This is a genomic window from Mesorhizobium sp. M0808 (assembly GCF_040320025.1).
In the GTDB taxonomy this organism is placed as follows: Bacteria; Pseudomonadota; Alphaproteobacteria; order Rhizobiales; family Rhizobiaceae; genus Mesorhizobium.
Map to the genome: position 1 here is coordinate 53,445 of NZ_JAMYOX010000018.1, position 17,633 is coordinate 71,077.

At 64.5% G+C, this 17,633-nt stretch carries 13 protein-coding genes; 4 read left to right on the plus strand and 9 right to left on the minus strand.

Going from position 1 to position 17,633, the window contains the following annotated elements; translation table 11 throughout:
• The first annotated feature begins 3 nt into the window (after positions 1-3).
• The 3 genes from NKI25_RS20525 (at position 4) to NKI25_RS20535 (ending at position 3,488) form a co-directional block, all read left to right on the plus strand.
• Positions 4-1,302, plus strand: coding sequence for a cytosine deaminase (locus tag NKI25_RS20525; RefSeq protein WP_023676546.1), 1,299 nt, complete (start codon positions 4-6; stop codon positions 1,300-1,302).
• Entirely contained in the window at positions 1,302-2,699 is a 1,398-nt protein-coding gene (locus tag NKI25_RS20530) for an FAD-binding oxidoreductase (RefSeq protein WP_352999242.1), read from the plus strand. Before NKI25_RS20525 ends, NKI25_RS20530 begins: the two co-directional genes overlap by 1 nt.
• 207 nt (positions 2,700-2,906) lie before the next feature.
• On the plus strand, positions 2,907-3,488 hold the full coding sequence (locus tag NKI25_RS20535; RefSeq protein ID WP_023676544.1) for an NAD(P)H-dependent oxidoreductase: 582 nt from the start codon (positions 2,907-2,909) through the stop codon (positions 3,486-3,488).
• Positions 3,489-3,702: 214 nt separating this feature from the next.
• Here the strand turns inward: NKI25_RS20535 and NKI25_RS20540 are convergent, their stop codons facing one another.
• The 5 genes from NKI25_RS20540 to NKI25_RS20560 form a co-directional block, all read right to left on the minus strand.
• Positions 3,703-6,177 carry a GcvT family protein gene (locus NKI25_RS20540; RefSeq protein WP_352999214.1) on the minus strand — a complete coding sequence of 825 codons (2,475 nt, stop codon included), beginning with the start codon at positions 6,175-6,177 and terminating at the stop codon, positions 3,703-3,705.
• Positions 6,174-7,355 carry a pyridoxal phosphate-dependent aminotransferase gene (locus NKI25_RS20545; protein ID WP_352724938.1) on the minus strand — a complete coding sequence of 394 codons (1,182 nt, stop codon included), beginning with the start codon at positions 7,353-7,355 and terminating at the stop codon, positions 6,174-6,176. The genes NKI25_RS20540 and NKI25_RS20545 overlap by 4 nt, the downstream gene beginning before the upstream one ends.
• Positions 7,355-8,254: a homocysteine S-methyltransferase family protein gene (locus NKI25_RS20550; RefSeq protein ID WP_352999216.1), complete on the minus strand. Its 900-nt coding sequence runs from the start codon at positions 8,252-8,254 to the stop codon at positions 7,355-7,357. The genes NKI25_RS20545 and NKI25_RS20550 overlap by 1 nt, the downstream gene beginning before the upstream one ends.
• Positions 8,251-10,704 (minus strand): GcvT family protein, encoded by a 2,454-nt coding sequence (locus tag NKI25_RS20555; RefSeq protein ID WP_352568960.1) that lies wholly within the window; start codon positions 10,702-10,704, stop codon positions 8,251-8,253. Before NKI25_RS20555 ends, NKI25_RS20550 begins: the two co-directional genes overlap by 4 nt.
• 77 nt (positions 10,705-10,781) lie before the next feature.
• Complete coding sequence (locus NKI25_RS20560) at positions 10,782-11,375, minus strand: helix-turn-helix domain-containing protein (RefSeq protein ID WP_031211731.1); 594 nt, start codon at positions 11,373-11,375, stop codon at positions 10,782-10,784.
• 269 nt (positions 11,376-11,644) lie between these two features.
• Here NKI25_RS20560 and NKI25_RS20565 point away from each other — a divergent pair, with 269 nt between their 5' ends.
• Entirely contained in the window at positions 11,645-12,343 is a 699-nt protein-coding gene (locus NKI25_RS20565) for a nitroreductase (RefSeq protein ID WP_352623286.1), read from the plus strand.
• A 19-nt stretch (positions 12,344-12,362) separates the two neighbouring features.
• Here the strand turns inward: NKI25_RS20565 and NKI25_RS20570 are convergent, their stop codons facing one another.
• Genes NKI25_RS20570 through NKI25_RS20585 form a run of 4 tightly spaced genes read right to left on the minus strand, consistent with a single transcriptional unit; the run spans position 12,363 to position 17,503 of the window.
• Entirely contained in the window at positions 12,363-12,950 is a 588-nt protein-coding gene (locus tag NKI25_RS20570) for a sarcosine oxidase subunit gamma (protein WP_023676538.1), read from the minus strand.
• The gene (locus NKI25_RS20575) at positions 12,943-15,939 is read right to left on the minus strand and encodes a sarcosine oxidase subunit alpha (RefSeq protein WP_352999218.1); all 2,997 of its coding nucleotides are present in this window, start codon (positions 15,937-15,939) and stop codon (positions 12,943-12,945) included. Before NKI25_RS20575 ends, NKI25_RS20570 begins: the two co-directional genes overlap by 8 nt.
• Positions 15,936-16,232: a sarcosine oxidase subunit delta gene (locus NKI25_RS20580; RefSeq protein ID WP_023676536.1), complete on the minus strand. Its 297-nt coding sequence runs from the start codon at positions 16,230-16,232 to the stop codon at positions 15,936-15,938. Before NKI25_RS20580 ends, NKI25_RS20575 begins: the two co-directional genes overlap by 4 nt.
• Before the next feature lie 11 nt (positions 16,233-16,243).
• On the minus strand, positions 16,244-17,503 hold the full coding sequence (locus NKI25_RS20585; protein ID WP_352568999.1) for a sarcosine oxidase subunit beta: 1,260 nt from the start codon (positions 17,501-17,503) through the stop codon (positions 16,244-16,246).
• Between the last annotated feature and the right edge of the window lie 130 nt (positions 17,504-17,633).

The following is a 17,633-nucleotide window of genomic DNA, read 5'->3' on the forward strand; positions in this document are numbered from 1 at the left end:
GCCTTGATACCAGCTTCTGGTTCCTACCATCTTTCCAACGTCCGGCTTCACGCGTCGCTGACGCCGGGGCTTGCGGCTGCCTTTGGCGCCGACGGATTTGCGCTCGCGGACGTTGCCGTCGCCGATGGCAAGATCTCCGGGATTACGGCGCATCGATCCAACGCACCGGCGGACGCCACCGATCTCGGCGGCCGCATCGTGCTGCCGTGCTTTGTCGACTGCCACACCCATATCGACAAGGGCCATATCTGGCCCCGAAAGCCCAACCCGGACGGCACCTTCATGGCCGCTTTGAACGCCACCGGCGCCGACCGCGCGGCGCGCTGGAGCGCCGACGACGTTGCCCGCCGCATGGATTTTTCGCTGCGCTGCGCCTACGCGCACGGCACCAGGGCGCTGCGCACGCATCTCGACAGCGTCGCGCCGCAGGAAGAGATCTCCTGGCCGGTGTTCGAGACGATGCGGGAGAAATGGCGCGGCCGCATCGAGCTGCAGGCGGCCTGCCTGCTCGGCATCGAGGGCGTGCGCGACAGGAAATGGTTCGAGAGGCTGGCCAAACGGGTGGCTGCCGCCAAGGGTGTCCTCGGCGTCGTCACCTATATGGTGCCGGATCTCGAAGAACTGCTCGACCAGGTGTTTGCGCAGGCGATCAAGCATGGCCTCGACCTCGATTTCCACGCCGACGAGACCGACGATGTCTCGGCGATCTCGCTGAAGAAAATCGCCGAAGCAGCCCTTTGGAACGGTTTTGACGGGAACATCCTGGTCGGCCATTGCTGCTCGCTGGCACGCCAGCCCGACCTCGACGTGCTCGACACGCTGGATAAGGTCGCCAAGGCCGGCTTGGCGGTGGTGTCGCTGCCGATGTGCAATCTCTATCTGCAGGACCGGCGAGGCGACAGGACAACGCCGCGCTGGCGCGGGGTGACGCTGCTGCACGAGATGAAGGCGCGCGGCATTGCCGTCGCCGTCGCCTCCGACAATACGCGCGACCCGTTCTACGCCTATGGCGATCTCGACATGCTGGAGGTCTATCGCATGGCGACGCGCGTCCTGCATCTCGACCATCCCGTCGCGGACTGGCCGCAAGCTGTCACCGCAACGCCGGCCAAGGTGATGCGGCTCGATAATTTCGGCACGCTTGCCGCCGGAGCGCCGGCCGATTTCGTCGTCTTCAGGGGGCGAAGCTGGACGGAATTGCTGTCGCGGCCCGAATCGGATCGCATCGTCGTGCGCGACGGGCATGCGATCGAGCGCCAGCTGCCCGATTATGCCGAACTCGATGATCTGATGGTGGAATGATGGATATTGCGGCGCTCAAGCGCGACCTGGACGGCCTCAAGGTCGATGACCATCCGGCCATCGTCCAGCAGAAGAGCCGCGACTTCTACTGGTACAGCCCGGTGCTGAAGCAGCAGCTCGAGCACGTCACCGGTGACCTGATCGTGACGCCGAAAACCGAAGACGAGGTCGTCCGCATTCTCGCCGCCTGCCACCGGCACGGCGTCCCGGTGACGCCGCGCGGCAGTGGCACCGGCAATTACGGGCAGGCGATGCCACTGTCCGGCGGCGTGGTGCTCAATCTCGCCGAGATGAACGCGGTCAAGATGATCGCGCCGGGCCGTGTCGTCACCGGCCCCGGCGCCGTGCTCGCCGACATCGACAGAGCGACGCGGGCGCATTCCGGCCAGGAGCTCCGCATGTCGCCGTCGACCTACAACACCGCATCGATCGGCGGCTTCGTCGCCGGCGGCTCCGGCGGCATCGGTTCGATCCGCTGGGGCGGACTGCGCGACCTCGGCAACGTCATCCGGCTGAGGACCGTGACGATGGAGGCTGAGCCGCGGGTCATGGAGCTCACCGGCGAGGACGTGCTGAAGGTGATGCACGCCTACGGCACCAACGGCATCATCACCGAAGTCGAGATGCCTCTGACCGCCAGCTATGACTGGATCGACGTCATCGTCGGCTTCGACGATTTCATGGATGCGGCTGGCTTCGGCAACGATCTCGCCATCCAGGACGGCATATTGGCGAAACTGATCACGCCGATCGCAGCACCCATCCCCTACGATTACTTCAAGCGCCACCAGCGGTTTTTCCGGCGCGGCCAAAGCATCGTCGTCTTGATGATCGCGCCGCATGCGATGGATGCCTTCCTCGCCTTCACGGCGCGCAGCAAGGGCGAGATCGTCTTTCGCGCCGACAAGGAGGCCGATCTCAAAGGGCTGCCGCCGGCCTATGAGCTGACCTGGAACCACACGACGCTGCGTGCCATCCGGGTCGATCCGACGATCACCTATCTGCAGACCCGCTATCCGTCGCCGGACCACCTCGGCCACGTCAAGGCGATGGTCGACCGCTTCGGCGACGAGGTGCCGGCGCATCTCGAGTTCATCCGCTTCGACGGCGCCATCGGCATCGCCGGGCTGCCGCTGGTCCGCTTCACCACGGCGGAGCGGCTCGACGAGATCATCCGCATCCACGAGGACAATGGCTGCTGGATCTTCAACCCGCACCGCTACACGCTGGAAGAAGGCGGCATGAAGCGCACCGACGAGGTGCAGCTCGCCTTCAAGCGCGAAACCGACCCGCAAGGGCTGCTCAATCCAGGCAAGATGATCGCCTGGGAAAACCGGGACTATGATTATCGCTCCGGCAAGTCGTTCCTGTTCAAGGGGCTGGAGAAGGCGGGTTGAGACGATGACGGGCGAGTGGCGCTGTACCCCCCTCTGGCCTGCCGGCCATCTCCTCAAGGGGGGAGATTGGCAGTTCCATCGTCTCGACCATCTTCCAACGTCGTCAACTGGCGAAAGCGATACTGACAGCCGATCTCCCCACTTGGGGGGGAGATGCCCGGCAGGGCAGAGGGGGGTGCTTGGTGCCGACTTGCGAGATGTTCTCCTGTGAACGTCTTCGTCCTCTACGCTCATCCTGTGGAGACCAGCTTCAACGCCGATCTGCACCGGACGATCATCGAGCGGCTGAAGGCCGCCGGCCATGTCGTCGACGACTGCGATCTCTATGCGGAGGGTTTCGATCCCAGGCTGACGCGGGCCGAACGGCTGTCCTATCACGACGAACGCAGCGACGGCGATCCGGCGTCAGCCTATGTCGAGCGCTTACTGCGGGCCGAGGCGCTGGTGCTGTCGTTTCCGGTGTGGAACTTCGGCTATCCGGCCATTTTGAAAGGCTTTTTCGATCGCGTCTTCCTGCCCGGCGTGTCGTTCAAGCTGGTCAACGGCAAGGTGCAGCCGTCGCTGCACAACATTCACAAGGTCGCGGCGGTCACCACCTATGGCGGCAGCCGGTTCCGCGCCATGCTGATGGGCGACCCGCCGCGCAAGCTGGTCAATCGGGTGCTGCGCGCCACCATCAAGCCTGGCGGGTCGGTCTCCTATCTCGCGCATTACTCGATGAACCTGTCGACGAACGAGACGCGGACGAAATTCATCGCGAAGGTCGCTGCCAAGATGGACGCGTTCTGACGCGGGAGGGGACTTTTCCTTCTCCCCTTGTGGGAGAAGGTGGATCGGCGCGTAGCGCCGAGCCGGATGAGGGGTGCTGGAAGAAACGCGGCGTGGGAAGATTGGGACGGGACCGCTAAACGCTAATTCCGTTGAGGTAGCGATCCTTCCAACACCCCTCATCCGACCGAGCTTCGCTCGGCCACCTTCTCCCACAAGGGGAGAAGGAAAAGAGTTACATCCGCACCCGTTCCGATTTTGGATCGTACATCGGCTTGAGCGAGGCCTTGGCGGCAAAGCGCTCGCCGGCGATCTCGATCTCGTAGGACGACGCCAGCACGTCCGCCTCGCTCTCGCCCTTGCAAGGCACGTAACCAAGCCCGATTGCGCCGCCGAGATGATGGCCGTAATTGCCCGAGGTGATCGGGCCGACGATCGTGCCGTCGCGCAGGATCGCCTCATTGTGGAAGAGCAGCGGCTCGGGGTCGTTCAGGCGGAACTGCACCAGCCGGCGTGACAGGCCGGTTTCTTTCTTCGTCAGCACCGCATCGCGGCCAAGGAATTCGCCCTTGGCCGTTTTCACCGCGAAACCCAGCCCGGCCTCCAGCACATTGTCCTCGTCGGTGATGTCGTGGCCGAAATGCCTGAAGGCCTTTTCGATGCGGCAGGAATCCAGCGTATGCAGGCCGCATAGCTTCAGGCCGGCGTCAGTGCCGGCTTCCGCGATCGCTTCGAAGACATGGGCAGCCTGGTCGGTCGAGACATAAAGCTCCCAGCCGAGTTCGCCGACATAGGTGACGCGGTGAGCGCGGGCCAGGCCCATGCCGATCTCGATCTCCTGAAACGTCCCGAACGGGTTGTTCTCGTTGGAGAAATCGTTCGGGCTCACCTTTTGGATCAGCTTTCTCGAATCCGGGCCCATCAGGCAAAGCACGGCTTCGGCCGCCGTCACATCGGTGATGACGACGAACTCGTCGGCAAGGTGTTTTCTCAGCCAGGCCAGGTCGCGTTGCAGCGTCGCACCGGGCACGACGAGCAAGAAGGTCGTTTCGGACAGTCGCGAGACGGTGAGATCGCTCTCGATGCCGCCGCGCTGGTTGAGCATCTGGGTATAGACGATCTTGCCCGGCGCCACGTCCACGTCGTTGGCGCAGAGCCTTTGCAGGAAGGCGCAGGCATCGCGGCCTTCGACACGGATCTTGCCGAACGAAGTCATGTCGAACAGGCCGACGCCGTTCCTGATCGCAAGATGTTCCTCGCGCTGGTTGTCGAACCAGTTCTGCCGCTTCCAGGAATAGCGGTATTCGCGCTCCTGGCCGGGCCTAGCGAACCAGTTGGCGCGCTCCCAGCCGGCGACCTCGCCGAACACGGCGCCGCGCGCCTTCAGATGTTCGTGCAGCGGCGAGCGCCTTATGTTCCGCGAGGTCGCCATCTGCCGGTAGGGGAAATGATCGGCGTAGAGCAGGCCGAGCGTTTCGGAGACGCGCTCTTTGAGATAGCGGCGGTTCTTCTGGAACGGCTGGGCGCGGCGGATGTCGACCTCCCAGAGGTCGAAAGGCGCTTCGCCATCATTGATCCATTGCGCCAGCGCCATGCCGGCGCCGCCGGAGGAGACGATGCCGATCGAATTGTAGCCGGTCGCCATCCAGTAGCCGGAAAGCTCCGGCGCCTCGCCGAGATAGTAGCGGTCGTCGGGCGTAAAACTCTCGGGACCGTTGAAGAAGGTGTGAATACCGGCGGTGGCCAGCATCGGCATGCGGTTGACGCCCATTTCGAGGATCGGCTCGAAATGGTCCATGTCCTCCGGCAACTGGTCGAAGCAGAAATCCTCGCTTATGCCGTTCATGCCCCAAGGCTTGGCCACTGGCTCGAAAGCGCCGAGCATCATCTTGCCGGCATCTTCCTTGTAGTAGGCACACTCGTCCGGCACGCGCAGCACCGGCAGGCGGGAGAGCCCGGGGATCGGCTCGGTGACGAGATAGAAATGTTCGCAGGCGTGCAACGGGATGGTGACGCCGTTCTGCGTGCCAAGTTCGCGTGCCCACATGCCGGCGCAGTTGACGACGATATCGGCTTCGATCAGGCCTTGCTCGTCGCCCTGCGCCCAGGAAATGCCGGCGACGCGGCCGGCCCTGGTATGCACCTTGGTCACCTTGACGTTCTCGACGATCGTTGCACCGCGCTGGCGCGCGCCCTTGGCCAACGCCATGGCGATATTGGCCGGATCGCACTGGCCGTCGAGCGGCAGGTGCACGGCGCCGACCACATCTGATACATTGAGATGCGGGTACATCTGCTTGACTTCGTTTGGCGAAATCTCGCGCACGTCGACATCGAAGGCGCGGGCGAGAGATGCCTGCCGATAGATCTCGTGCTTGCGCTCCTCGGTAAGCGCCACCGTGATCGAGCCGACCTGGCGCATGCCGGTGCCGACATCGGTCTCGGCCTCCAGCTTGACGTAGAGGTCGGCCGAGTACTTCGCCAGCCGCGTCATGTTCTGCGAGCCGCGCAATTGGCCGATCAGGCCGGCGGCGTGCCATGTCGTGCCCGACGTCAGCTGCTTGCGCTCGAGCAGCACGATATCGGTCCAGCCGAGCTTGGCCAGATGATAGGCGACCGAGCAACCGGAGACGCCGCCACCGATGATGACCGCCCTCGCTTTGGGAGGAATGGCCTTGGTCGGAATGGTTTTGGTGGGCGAGGCGCTCATGCGGCCTCACAGCGATAGAAGGAGGCGAAGCGGCGCAGGCGTGTGGCAGCCTCCATCAGCACCGGCTCAGGCTGGCAGAGGCTGAAGCGGATGTGGCCGGCTGCAGCCTCGCCGAAGCTCGAGCCGGGCATGACGCCGACCTTCTCCTGGTCGAGGAAAGCCCAGGCGAATTTTTCGTCGTCCGGCTCGATCGCCGATATGTCGAGCATGACGTACATGCCGCCTTCGGAGCCGCGCACGGTGATGTTGTTCATACCGCGCATGGCATCGAGGACGACGGCGCGCCTTGCGGCATAGCGCTCGGCGATCTCCTTGACGCCGTAACCATTTTCGAGCGCCTCAGCGCAGGCGAGGCTGATGAAGGCCGGTAGGCCGTAGGTCATCACCAGATTGAGGTCGGTCAGCAGCGAGACCATCTCCTCGGGCCCGGTCAGCCAGCCCATGCGCCAGCCGGTCATGCCGTGGCTCTTCGACATCGAATTGATGACCAGCGTGCGTTCCGCCATGCCGGGCAGCGAGCGTGGTGAGACGTGCTCGCCGCCGCCCAGCGTCCAGTAGACCTCGTCCGACAGCAGCCATAGGTCATGCTCGCGGCAGATCTGCGCCAGATCCTCCAGGCGCTCTCGCGAATAGACGGCGCCCGTGGGGTTGTTGGGCGTGTTGATCAGGATGGCGCGGGTGTTCGGCCGAAGGGCGGCGCGAATGTCGGCGGCGCGCGGCTGAAAGCCATCCTCGGCGGGGGTCTCGACGACGCTGAACTCGGCGCCCGCCGCACTGAAGGTGTTGGGATAGGTGGCGTAATACGGCGCGACGACGATAGCATGGTCGCCCTGGTCGAGAACCGCTTGAATGGCCGCGTAAAGCGCGGCCTGCCCGCCCGGCGTGGCGATGACCTGGTCGGGATTTGTCGCAACGCCGGTGCACCGCATCGAGGCCGCCGCCATCGCCTTGCGCAGGCGTGGAACGCCGGCAAGCGGCGTGTAGTGGTGATTGCTGGCGCGGACGGCCGTCACGCAGGCTTCGATCGTCTCGCTCGGCGTGTCGAAATCATGGTCGCCGACCGACAGCATGATGATGTCCTCGCCGGCCTGCTTGCGCGCCCAGGCAGCGGAATGAACCTCCCAGCCATCCTTGCCCGAAGGCACGATGCCGGAAATGCGCGATGATGGCCTAGGCATTATGCTGCTCCCGAAATTTCATAACCGGCCTGTTCGAGCCGGTAGCGCAGCGCGGCGATGTGGGCCGGTCCGACTTCGCAGCAGCCGCCGACGATGCCGGCGCCGGCCTCGACCCAACCGACCGCCTGGCCGGCATAGGCATCCGGATCAAGGTCGTGGCGGGCGTGCAGCACTTCCACGGTACCGCCATGCTTGAGCGCCTCAATCGAGGTGAAGCCGTTGGCATAAGCGCCGACCGGACCGCCGAGAGCGATCAGTTCGGGCAGCGCTGCAGCGATCGCTTCGGGCCGGCAGCAATTGATCAGCCGGGCCGCGACGGGCAGGCCGGCAAGAGCGCCCGACGCCGCCGCAATGGCTTCGCCGCTGCGCAGGCGCGGCGTGCCGTGGTCGGCAAGCGTCCACGACACCCATACGGGCTTGCCGCTTTCCGACGCCGCGGTGACGGCGGCGCGCGCCTCTTCGGCCGACGCCATGGTTTCGCACAGAAACAGATCGACGCCGTCCGCCTGCTCGGCAACGATACGGCGATAGATGTCGAGCGTATCCTGGAAGGATATCGACAGCGCCGGCGCATAGCTGCCGAACAGCGGCGACAGGCAGCCGGCGATCGCCGCGTCGCCGGCCTGGTCGCGGGCTTGCCTTGCCAGTTCGATGCCGCGCTTCTGCAGCGGCTTGAACAGCTCTTGCGCGCCTTCGCGTGCCAGCCGCTCCGGCGTGGCTGAATAGGTGTTGATGGTGATGACGCGGGCGCCGGCGCGGATGAATTCCGCATGCAGGTCGCGCACCAGATCCGGTTCGTCGATCAGCACCCTGGCCGACCACAGCGGCGTCGGCTCGGAACTGCTACGGCGGACCAGCTCCTGGCCCATGCCGCCATCGGTGAGGATCACTTTCTTCATGCTCTGAGCCTCTCGTTCTTTGGATCCCATAACGGCTCATCCTTCTGCACGACCGCCCGAAAACGTTCGCCGAAGATCTCGATCTCGACCGCGGTTCCCGGCTCGGTGAGGTCGGCGCGCAGCATGCCGAGCGCGATCGACCTGTCGATGCGATGACCCCAGCCGCCGGATGTCGTCTCGCCGACGATCCGGCCGTCATGCCACAGCGTCGACATGGTGGGCGCATCGCAGTCGCCGGGGTTTTCGACAACCAGCGTGACGAAGCGCTTCTTGATGCCCTGCTGCTTCTCGTTTTGCAGCGCCGTCTTGCCGCGGAAGTCGGGCTTATCCCATCTGACGAATCGCTCCAGCCCGCCCTGCAGGATCGAGTAGTCGGTCGACAGGTCGCCCTTCCAGGTACGGTAGCCTTTTTCGAGCCGCAGCGAATCCAGCGCGTACATGCCGAACGGTTTTAGTCTATGCCTCTTCCCGGCCGCCCAGACGGCGTCGAAGATGGCTGCGGTATCGTCGACCTTGCTGTGGATTTCCCAGCCGAGCTCGCCGGCGAAGGACACGCGCACCAGCTTTGCCCAACGTCCGGCGATACTGGTTTCCTGATGCGTCAGCCAGGGCAGGGTGAGGTCGGCTGCGCAGAGTTCGGCGAGGATTTTTCGCGAGTTGGGGCCGGCGAGGATCTGGGTGGAGTATTCCTCCGTCCTGTCGATCAGCTTGAATGTGGCGTCCTTCGGGATGCGCGACTTCAGCCATTCGAAATCATGCCACTGAGCCACAGCGGCGGTGATCAGCGTCATCAGGTTCTCGTCGTGGCGGACCACCGACATTTCGGTGACGATGCGGCCCTTGTCGTCGGCAAAATAGACGAGGCCGATGCGGCCGGGTTTCGGCACCAGGCCGGTCACCTGGAGGCTCAGCCATTCGGCGGCACCCGGACCGTCGAGATTGAAACGGGAGAACCCCGGCAGGTCCAGAATGCCGGCGGCATCGCGGACGGCGAGGCATTCCTCGCGCACACGATGCTGCCACGGCCCGTCGCGGCGGAAGGTCAGCGTGGATTCTTCGGAGATGTCGTCGCCTGCGTTCGTATACCAGGTGGCGCGTTCCCAGCCATTATAAGCATCGAACCGGGCGCCGAGTGCCTTGATGCGGTCGTGGAGCGGCGACAGCTTGCGGTCGCGCCCGGCCGGCCAGGCATGGCGCGGGAACTGGATGGCATATTCGTTGCCGTAGATCTCCATGCCCTTGGCGACGCAATAATCCGGGGCCGAGGCAAAGGCGGTGAAACGGCGTGGATCGCAGGACCACATGTCCCATTCGGTCTGGCCTTCGGTCACCCACTCGGCCAGCACCTTGCCGGCGCCGCCGCCCTGGGCGATGCCGAAGGTGAAGACGCAGGCCTCGAAGGCGTTGGGCACGCCGGGCATCGGCCCGATCAGAGGGTTGCCGTCCGGCGCATAGGGGATCGGCCCGTTGATGACCTTTGAAAGGCCGGCGGTGCCGAGGATCGGCACGCGGGCGACAGCATCGGCCAGGTAATGTTCCAGCCGATCGAGATCGTCGGGAAACAGCTGGAAGGAAAAGTCGTCGGGCATCGGGTCGTTGTGGCCGACCCAGTGGGCGCGGCAATTGCGCTCATAGGGGCCGAGATTCATGCCGTTCTTTTCCTGGCGCAGATAATAGGACGTATCGACGTCGCGCAGCAGCGGCAGCTTCTTGCCCTGTTCCTTCGACCACGCCGCCAGTTCGGGGATTTCCTCGAACAGGATATATTGATGGCTCATCACCATCATCGGCACCTCGCGGCCGAACATCCTGCCGACTTCGGCGGCGCGGTAGCCGGCGGCGTTGACGACGATCTCGCAGCGGATCTCGCCTTGCGCCGTCTCGACCACCCACTCGTGATTGTCTCGGCTCACGCCGGTGACCGGACAGAAGCGGATGATCTTCGCGCCCATGTCGCGCGCGCCCTTGGCCAGTGCCTGGGTCAGCTGCGCGGGGTCGATATCGCCATCATTCGGATCGTAGAGCGCGCCTTTCAGCTCATGCGTCTCGATGAAGGGGTAACGGCGCTTAATCTCGTCGAGCCCGACCACGTCGATATCCATGCCCTGGTAGCGGCCCATGCCCTTGGCGCGCTGGAATTCCTGCATGCGCTCCGCGCTATGGGCCAGCCTGAGCGAGCCGGTGACGTGGTAGTTCATGGGATAGCGGACCTCGTCGGCCAGCCGGCGATAGAGCTCGGTCGAATAACGCTGCATGTTCATCAGCGACCATGACGAGGAGAAAGTCGGCACGTTGCCGGCGGCATGCCAGGTCGAGCCGGAGGTCAGCTCGTTCTTCTCCAGAAGCACGCAGTCGGTCCAGCCCGCCTTGGCGAGATGGTAGAGCGAGGAGGCGCCGACGGCACCACCTCCGATGATCACAACGCGTGCCGTGGTCGGCAAACCGGCCATGTTCTTCTCCGACTATTTGTTTTGATGCATGTCGTTGTCCCAAAACCGCCACGCACTTTTGGGCGACATGCATTCGTTCAATAGACAGGCGGCGAAACCACCCAGATGACGACAGCCGGCTCGGCTCCAGGATTGCGCCATCGGAACGGCTTGCCGTCGAAGCGGAAGGAGTCGCCTTCGCCAAGCCGGTGCCAGATGCCAGCAATTTCGATGTCGAAACTGCCCGAAGCGACGTAGCCGGCTTCCTCGGTCGGCCGGCGCGCCTCGGCCTTCATCTCGGCACCCGGAGCGAAGACCGAACGCAGCATCTCGAAGCTACCGCCGAGATCGGGCGACAGAAGCTCCTCCACCAGGCCGGAATCGCTTGTGCCAAGCGTGCGCCGGTTGCCGGCGCGCACGACCACGCCGCGCTCGGTCTCGACAGGCACGTCATGGCTGAAGAACAGGCTGACCGGCACGCCGAACAATTCGGCGAAGGCCCTGAGATCGCCGAGCGACGGGACCGACAGACCGCGCTCGACCTGGCTGACCCAGCCGACGGAACGGCCGAGCTTCAGTGCGATTTCAGCAAGCGTCAAGCCGCGCGCCTTGCGCAACGCGCGAATGTCGCCGGCCAGCAGCCGTTCGCCGCTGTCCTGTTCCGATCTGGCGGCGGTTGAGGGCAAAGCCATCCCTGTCTTGGTGAAAAATTCTCAGCAAATTTCATTTGATGGCGGGTTCATGAAAAAATCAAGAGGATTTTCACGCAACCACAAGATTTACTTGCGCCATTTTGACGGTTCGGGCAAAGGCTCGGCGCACGAGCGGCGAGTGGGGCGTCCGGTCGAGGCGGGTAGGCTATCGGGCGTTCAAAAAGACGCGCAAGGATGCTCCATCACTTCTAGTCGGCGCATGATCCTTCCGGAAAATCGGTTCGGGATCATACGCAAAAGGACGGCCCATGCTGGAAAACAACTCCCGGATTGCGGCGGCGATCGTCGATGACGCGATCACCTCGCGGCGGTCGGTACGCGCCTTCTTGCCCGATATGGTCGACGACGAGATCATCCGCGATATTCTCGCCGTTGCCGCGCGCGCGCCCTCAGGCACCAATATGCAACCCTGGAAAGTCTATGTGACCAAGGGCGAGGTCAAGCAGCGCATCACCGACGCCATCCTCAGCTCGGGCATCCGCGCCGAAAAGGCCGAGTGGGACGAGTATCGCTACTATCCCGACCAGTTCTTCGAACCCTATCTGACGCGACGGCGGGCCAACGGTTTCGGCCTCTACGGCGTGCTCGGCATCGGCCGGCGCGAGGTCGACAGGATGCGTGCGCAGCACGACCGCAACTTCGTCTTCTTCGACGCGCCGGTCGGCATGATCTTCACCGTCGACCGGCGGCTGAACAAGGGGTCGTGGATCGACTACGGCATGTTCCTGCAAAACATCATGGTCGCCGCGCGGGGCAGGAGCCTGCACACCTGTCCGCAAGCCGCCTTCGCGCCCTATCACCGGCAGATCAGGCCGGTGCTCAACATTCCCGACGAGGAGATCATCGTCTGCGGCATGGCGCTCGGCCACGAGGATACGTCCAAGCCCGAAAATGCCTTCCGCACCGACCGCGCGCCGCTGGAAGAGTGGGTGACGTTCGCGGAGTGACGTGAAGCGCCGTCCGGCTCTACTGCACTTCGTAGCCGACTTCCTCGCTCGCATGGCAGAGCGCTTTCCAGAACGAGCGGGCAAACGAGCGGAACACATAGATGTCGAACTGATCGGCGCCGGTGCGCTGGATCTGCGCGAAGATGTCGTGATGCATGGTCGAGCGGCCGGCGCCGATCGGGAAGGCCGGCAGCGCGAAGTCGATGGCGAAGAATTTCGCCAGCACCCACTCGGCCTTCGGCCCGGCGATACGGATCGCGGTGCGGCCGTGCGAAAGGTCGGTCACCGTACCGATGGCCGAAGTGACGACACTGGCAAAGGCCGGCGCCAATCCCTCGGCTTCATCGACCACAGTGAACTTTCCCGGCGCAAAGCCGAACACCGACCTGGCGCCGTTCGTCACACCGCCACCGGCGCCGTCGGGCAAAGCCAGGCCGGTGACCGCATGGATGCCGGCCATCAACTTCTTCTCCTCGCCGGGCCAGGCGGCGAGCTGCAGGATCGAACCCGGCCTGGTTTCGGAGAGGATGATTTCGACACCATGCTCGAAATTGCCATGCGAGCCCGGATGCAGCACCGGCTCAAGCGGCGATTGGCGTTCAACCATGCATGCGGCTCCCGTCCGGATCGAAGAAATGGTTGGAGACGATCTCGACCGGCCCGAACCGGTTGCGCAGCGGGTCGGAGACATAAGCGCGCGTGCCGCGCCGCGCCTTGCCGCCCTTGACCAGGGCAAGCGCGATATATTTACCCAGCGCCGGCGAATAGCAGCAAGCGGTGATGTGGCCAAGCGAGCCGTGCGGATTGGCTTCGTCAAGCTCCTCGACGATGTGTGCGCCGCCATTGAGCGGCTGGTTGTCGAGCGAAACAATACCGACGAGTTCCAGGCGGTCGGGCGCGATCAGCCCCTCGCGGTCCATCATCGCCGAACCGATGAACGGCTTCTTCTTCGACAGCATCCAGTCGAGATGCAGGTCGCGTGCCGTGGTACGGCCGTCGATCTCGGCACCGGTGACGTGGCCTTTCTCGATGCGCATGGTGCCCAGCGCCTCCAGCCCGTAGGTCACCAGCCCGAACGGCTTGCCGGCTTCGATCAGCGCCTCCCAGACATGGGTGCCGTAGCCGGCGCCGGAATAGACCTCGAAGGCCATTTCGCCGGAGAAGGACAGCCGGCAGATCATCACCGGCACGCCGGCGATTTCGCCGTGGACGATGCCCATGAAGGGCAGGGCGGCATTGTCGACGGCAGTGCCGCTGACGCAAGCAGCCAGTATCTGCCTTGCCTTCGGCCCGCCGATGGCGGCACCGGCCCATTGGTCGGTCACCGAGGTGACGTGGACCTTCAGCGCCGGCCAGATCACGTCGAGGAAATATTCCAGATGCTGCATCACCTTGCCGGCATTGGCGGTGGTGGTGGTCATCAGGAAATCCTGCTCGCCGAGGCGCCACGTGGTGCCGTCGTCAAAGGCGAGACCGTCCTCGCGCAGCATCAGCCCGTAGCGCGCCTTGCCGACGGCCAGCGTCGAAAACATGTTGGTGTATAGGCGGTCGAGGAATTCCGCCGCGTCGGGGCCTTGCACCGCGATCTTGCCCAGTGTCGAGACATCGACGATGCCGGCGCTCTCGCGCGTGCCTCTCGCTTCGCGGACATAGGCCTGCTCGATCGTCTCGCCGGGATGGCCGTAGATCATCGGCCGATACCACAGGCCGGCGGAATACATGGTGGCGCCGTTGGCGACGTGCCAGTCATGCATCGGCGTCAGCCGCTCGGGCTTCAGATCGCCGAAGCGTTCGGCGGCTAGCGAGCCGATCGACACCGCCGAAAAGGGCGGGCGAAAGCGCGTCGTGCCGACCTGCGGGATCGGCTTGCCCAGCGCCTCGGCCATTATGGCCAGGCCGGGTATGTTGGAGCTCTTGCCCTGGTCGGTTGCCATGCCGAGCGTGGTGTAGCGCTTCAGATGCTCGACCGAGACGAAGCCTTCGCGATGCGCCAGCCGCACGTCATCCGCCGTCACGTCATGCTGGAAGTCGACGAAGCTTTTTCCTTCGGCCTTGATCTCGAACACCGGCGCCGGATCGGGATCGCCAGGTGCTGCTTCGACGGCAGGCAAGGCCGCCGGCGTGGCGGTTGCGCCCGCAGCGGAAAGACCGGCGGCGCGACCTTCGGCGATCGCCTCGGCGGTGGAGAAACTGCCGGTGAAGGCGCCGGCGCCGATCCATTGCTGTGTCGTCGGCTTGGGCGGCAGGAACGCTTGCAATGCTTCGTTCCATTCCGCTTTGGCTCCGGCCTGGCTGGCCAGATGAATGGTCGGCGACCAGCCGCCCGACATCAATAGGCAATCGGCGTGGATGCTGCGCGCATCGCCGGAAAGCGCGCCGTTGACCATGTCGAAGCGCTGCACCTTGAAGCCGGAAAGCGCCTTGCCGCCCTCGGTGGCGATCACCGCGTGGCCAGAAAGGATCTCGGCCTCGGTCTCGCCGGCCAGCTTGCGCATTTCGCTCGAAAGCTCAGGGCGCACGTCGATGATGGCGACGACCACGGCGCCGGCCTTCTTCAGCGCCAGGGCCGCGCGATAGGCGCTGTCATTGTTGGTGAACAGCCCGATCCTGTCGCCGGGCAGCACGCCATATTCAATGGCATAACGCTCGGCAGCATGCGCCAGCATTACGCCTGGCCGATCATTGCCTGGAAAGACCAGCGGACGCTCCAGGGATCCGGTGGCCAGCACCACCGACTTGGCGCGGATCGTCCAGTAGCGATGGCGCGATTCGCCCTTGCCGGGCGTTTCCTTGTGGTCGGTGACACGTTCGAGCGCGGCAAGCGTGTTGCCGTCATAATAGCCCCAGACGGTGGTGCGCGGCAGCAGGCGGACATTGTCACGGCCTTCGAGCTGGCCGGCGGCGCGCGCTGCCCAGTCGGCGGCCGGCATGCCATCGATCGTCTCGCCCGACCAATTGGCCGAGCCGCCGAAATGCGGCTCGAGCTCGGCCAGGATGACGCGTGCACCCTGATCGGCAGCCGCCCTGGCGGCCATCAGCCCCGCCGGGCCGGAGCCGACTACCAGCACATCGCAAAACGCGTTCATGCGTTCGTAGCGCGCCGTATCGGGAGCCGTGCCTGCCTTGCCCAGGCCGGCGGCACGGCGGATGAAATGCTCACAGAACATCCAGAAGCGAGTGCCCTTCAGCGGACCGATCACCGGTCCCATGAAGGTCTTGTAGTAGAAGCCGGCCGACAAAAGCTTGCCGCCGAGCTGGTTCACGGCACTGACGTCCCAGGCAAGCGAAGGGAAGCGGTTCTGGCTGATTGCGGCCAGCCCGTCATAAATCTCGACCATTGTGGCGGGGATGTTCGGCTCGCGAACCTCGCCCCTCAACACTGTGACCAGCGCGTTCGGTTCCTCGACGCTGGCGGTCAGCACGCCGCGCGGGCGGTGATATTTGAACGAACGCCCAAACAGGGTGATGCCGTTGGCCAGCAGCGCCGAAGCCAGCGTGTCGCCGGCATGGCCGGTATAAGGCGCGCCGTCGAAGGTGAAACGGATGGTCCGCAGCCGGTCGATGCGGCCCCCGGCCTCTGTACGGCGCGGGCTCATGGCTTGTCCTCGGCCCGGTGCCGCGCAACCGAGTTGTGGTCGCCGCGCGCGAACGCGGTGCTGGAGATCTCGTGCGTCAGCGTGTTGCGCACGACCCTGAGATGGGCGCGGCAGCCGCCGGAATGCTGCCAGATCTCATTGTGGTCGCCGGCTGGATTAAGCCGGTCGTAGACATAGGCGTTCCAGGCGTCGAGGTTCTGCGAGGCGGGCTGTGGGCGCTGGCGATTGCCGTCGCCCTGATAGGTGAATTCGATCACGTCGCGCGGGCCGCAATAGGGGCAGGTGATGAGCATGGATCTCTAACCTAATGCAGCCGGGGCGTGGCGCCCTGGCCCTTGTCGTCGATCACCAGGCCACGGTAGAAGCGGTCGAGCGTGAAGGCCGAGTTGAGACCGTGCGGCTCGTCCTTGGCAATGGTCCAGGCAAAGCACCAGCCGGAAGCCGGCGTCGCCTTGAAGCCGCCATAGCACCAGCCGCAGTTGAGATACATGCCCGGCAGCGGACCGGTGGTGATGATTGGCGAGCCGTCCATCGACATGTCGCAGACGCCGCCCCATGAGCGCAGCATGCGGACACGGGCCAGCCCAGGGAACAGCGCCAGCATCTCGCTCATCACCTCATCGACGATCGGCAGGCTGCCGCGTTGGGCGTAGCTGTTGTAGCCGTCGAGATCGCCGCCATAGACAAGGCCGCCCTTGTCCGATTGCGACATGTAGAAATGGCCCATGCCGAAGGTCAGGACCGTATCGATGAACGGTTTTAGCGATTCCGTGACGAAGGCCTGCAGCACGTGGCTCTCGATCGGCATCGTCTCGATGCCGGCAAGCCGCATGACCCGCCCGGTGCTGCCGGCAACCGCGACCGCTACCTTTTTTGCGCGGATTTCGCCGCGCGTTGTCGTGACGCCGGTGATGCGGTCGCCGTCGCGCAGGAAGCCGGTGACCTCGCAATTTTCGATGATGTCGACGCCGCGGCGATCTGCGCCGCGCGCATAGCCCCAGGCGACGGCGTCGTGGCGGGCGGTGCCGGCGCGCCGCTGCATCAGGCCGCCGACGATCGGGAAACGCGCGGTGGCTGAGACGTCGAGCGCCGGCACCAGGCGCGCGATTTCGGCCGTGGTCATCAGTTCGGCGTCAACGCCGAGATGGCGCATGGCGTTGCCGCGCCGGGCATAGTCGTCGAGCTGAGCAGGTGTGTGGGCGAGGTTCAGGCAGCCGCGCTGCGAGAACATGACGTTGTAGTTGAGGTCATGGGCCAGGTTCTCCCACAGCTTCATCGAATGCTCGTAAAAGCGCGTGTTGGCCGGCAGGAGATAGTTGGAACGGACCGCCGTGGTGTTGCGGCCGACATTGCCGGAACCGAGCCAGCCCTTCTCCAGCACCGCGACATTGGTGATGCCGTGCTCCTTGGCTAGGTAGTAGGCGGTCGACAGGCCATGGCCGCCGCCGCCGATGACGATCACGTCGTAGGACGCCTTCGGGTCGGGCTTGCGCCAGGCCGGCCTCCAGTCCTTGTTTCCGGTCAGCGCGTTCTTGAGAAGCGAAAAGGCCGAATATTCCGCCATTCTTATTGTCATCCATTTCAGGCTTTGCGGCAGACTATAGAGCAGGCCGCCAACGCAAAGCCAAGATTGCGCCATCGCTTTTCGACTCCCCGACTTCGACTGGATTGGCCGACTTCGATTGGATTGGCCG

What these genes read in the sequence shown, in the direction of transcription:
- NKI25_RS20530 (WP_352999242.1), top strand. Translation starts at nt 1,302, where the DNA reads ATGGATATTGCGGCGCTCAAGCGCGACCTGGACGGCCTCAAGGTCGAT.
- NKI25_RS20540 (WP_352999214.1), bottom strand. Translation starts at nt 6,177, where the DNA reads ATGAGCGCCTCGCCCACCAAAACCATTCCGACCAAGGCCATTCCTCCC.
- NKI25_RS20545 (WP_352724938.1), bottom strand. Translation starts at nt 7,355, where the DNA reads ATGCCTAGGCCATCATCGCGCATTTCCGGCATCGTGCCTTCGGGCAAG.
- NKI25_RS20550 (WP_352999216.1), bottom strand. Translation starts at nt 8,254, where the DNA reads ATGAAGAAAGTGATCCTCACCGATGGCGGCATGGGCCAGGAGCTGGTC.
- NKI25_RS20555 (WP_352568960.1), bottom strand. Translation starts at nt 10,704, where the DNA reads ATGGCCGGTTTGCCGACCACGGCACGCGTTGTGATCATCGGAGGTGGT.
- NKI25_RS20560 (WP_031211731.1), bottom strand. Translation starts at nt 11,375, where the DNA reads ATGGCTTTGCCCTCAACCGCCGCCAGATCGGAACAGGACAGCGGCGAA.
- NKI25_RS20565 (WP_352623286.1), top strand. Translation starts at nt 11,645, where the DNA reads ATGCTGGAAAACAACTCCCGGATTGCGGCGGCGATCGTCGATGACGCG.
- NKI25_RS20570 (WP_023676538.1), bottom strand. Translation starts at nt 12,950, where the DNA reads ATGGTTGAACGCCAATCGCCGCTTGAGCCGGTGCTGCATCCGGGCTCG.
- NKI25_RS20575 (WP_352999218.1), bottom strand. Translation starts at nt 15,939, where the DNA reads ATGAGCCCGCGCCGTACAGAGGCCGGGGGCCGCATCGACCGGCTGCGG.
- NKI25_RS20580 (WP_023676536.1), bottom strand. Translation starts at nt 16,232, where the DNA reads ATGCTCATCACCTGCCCCTATTGCGGCCCGCGCGACGTGATCGAATTC.
- NKI25_RS20585 (WP_352568999.1), bottom strand. Translation starts at nt 17,503, where the DNA reads ATGGCGGAATATTCGGCCTTTTCGCTTCTCAAGAACGCGCTGACCGGA.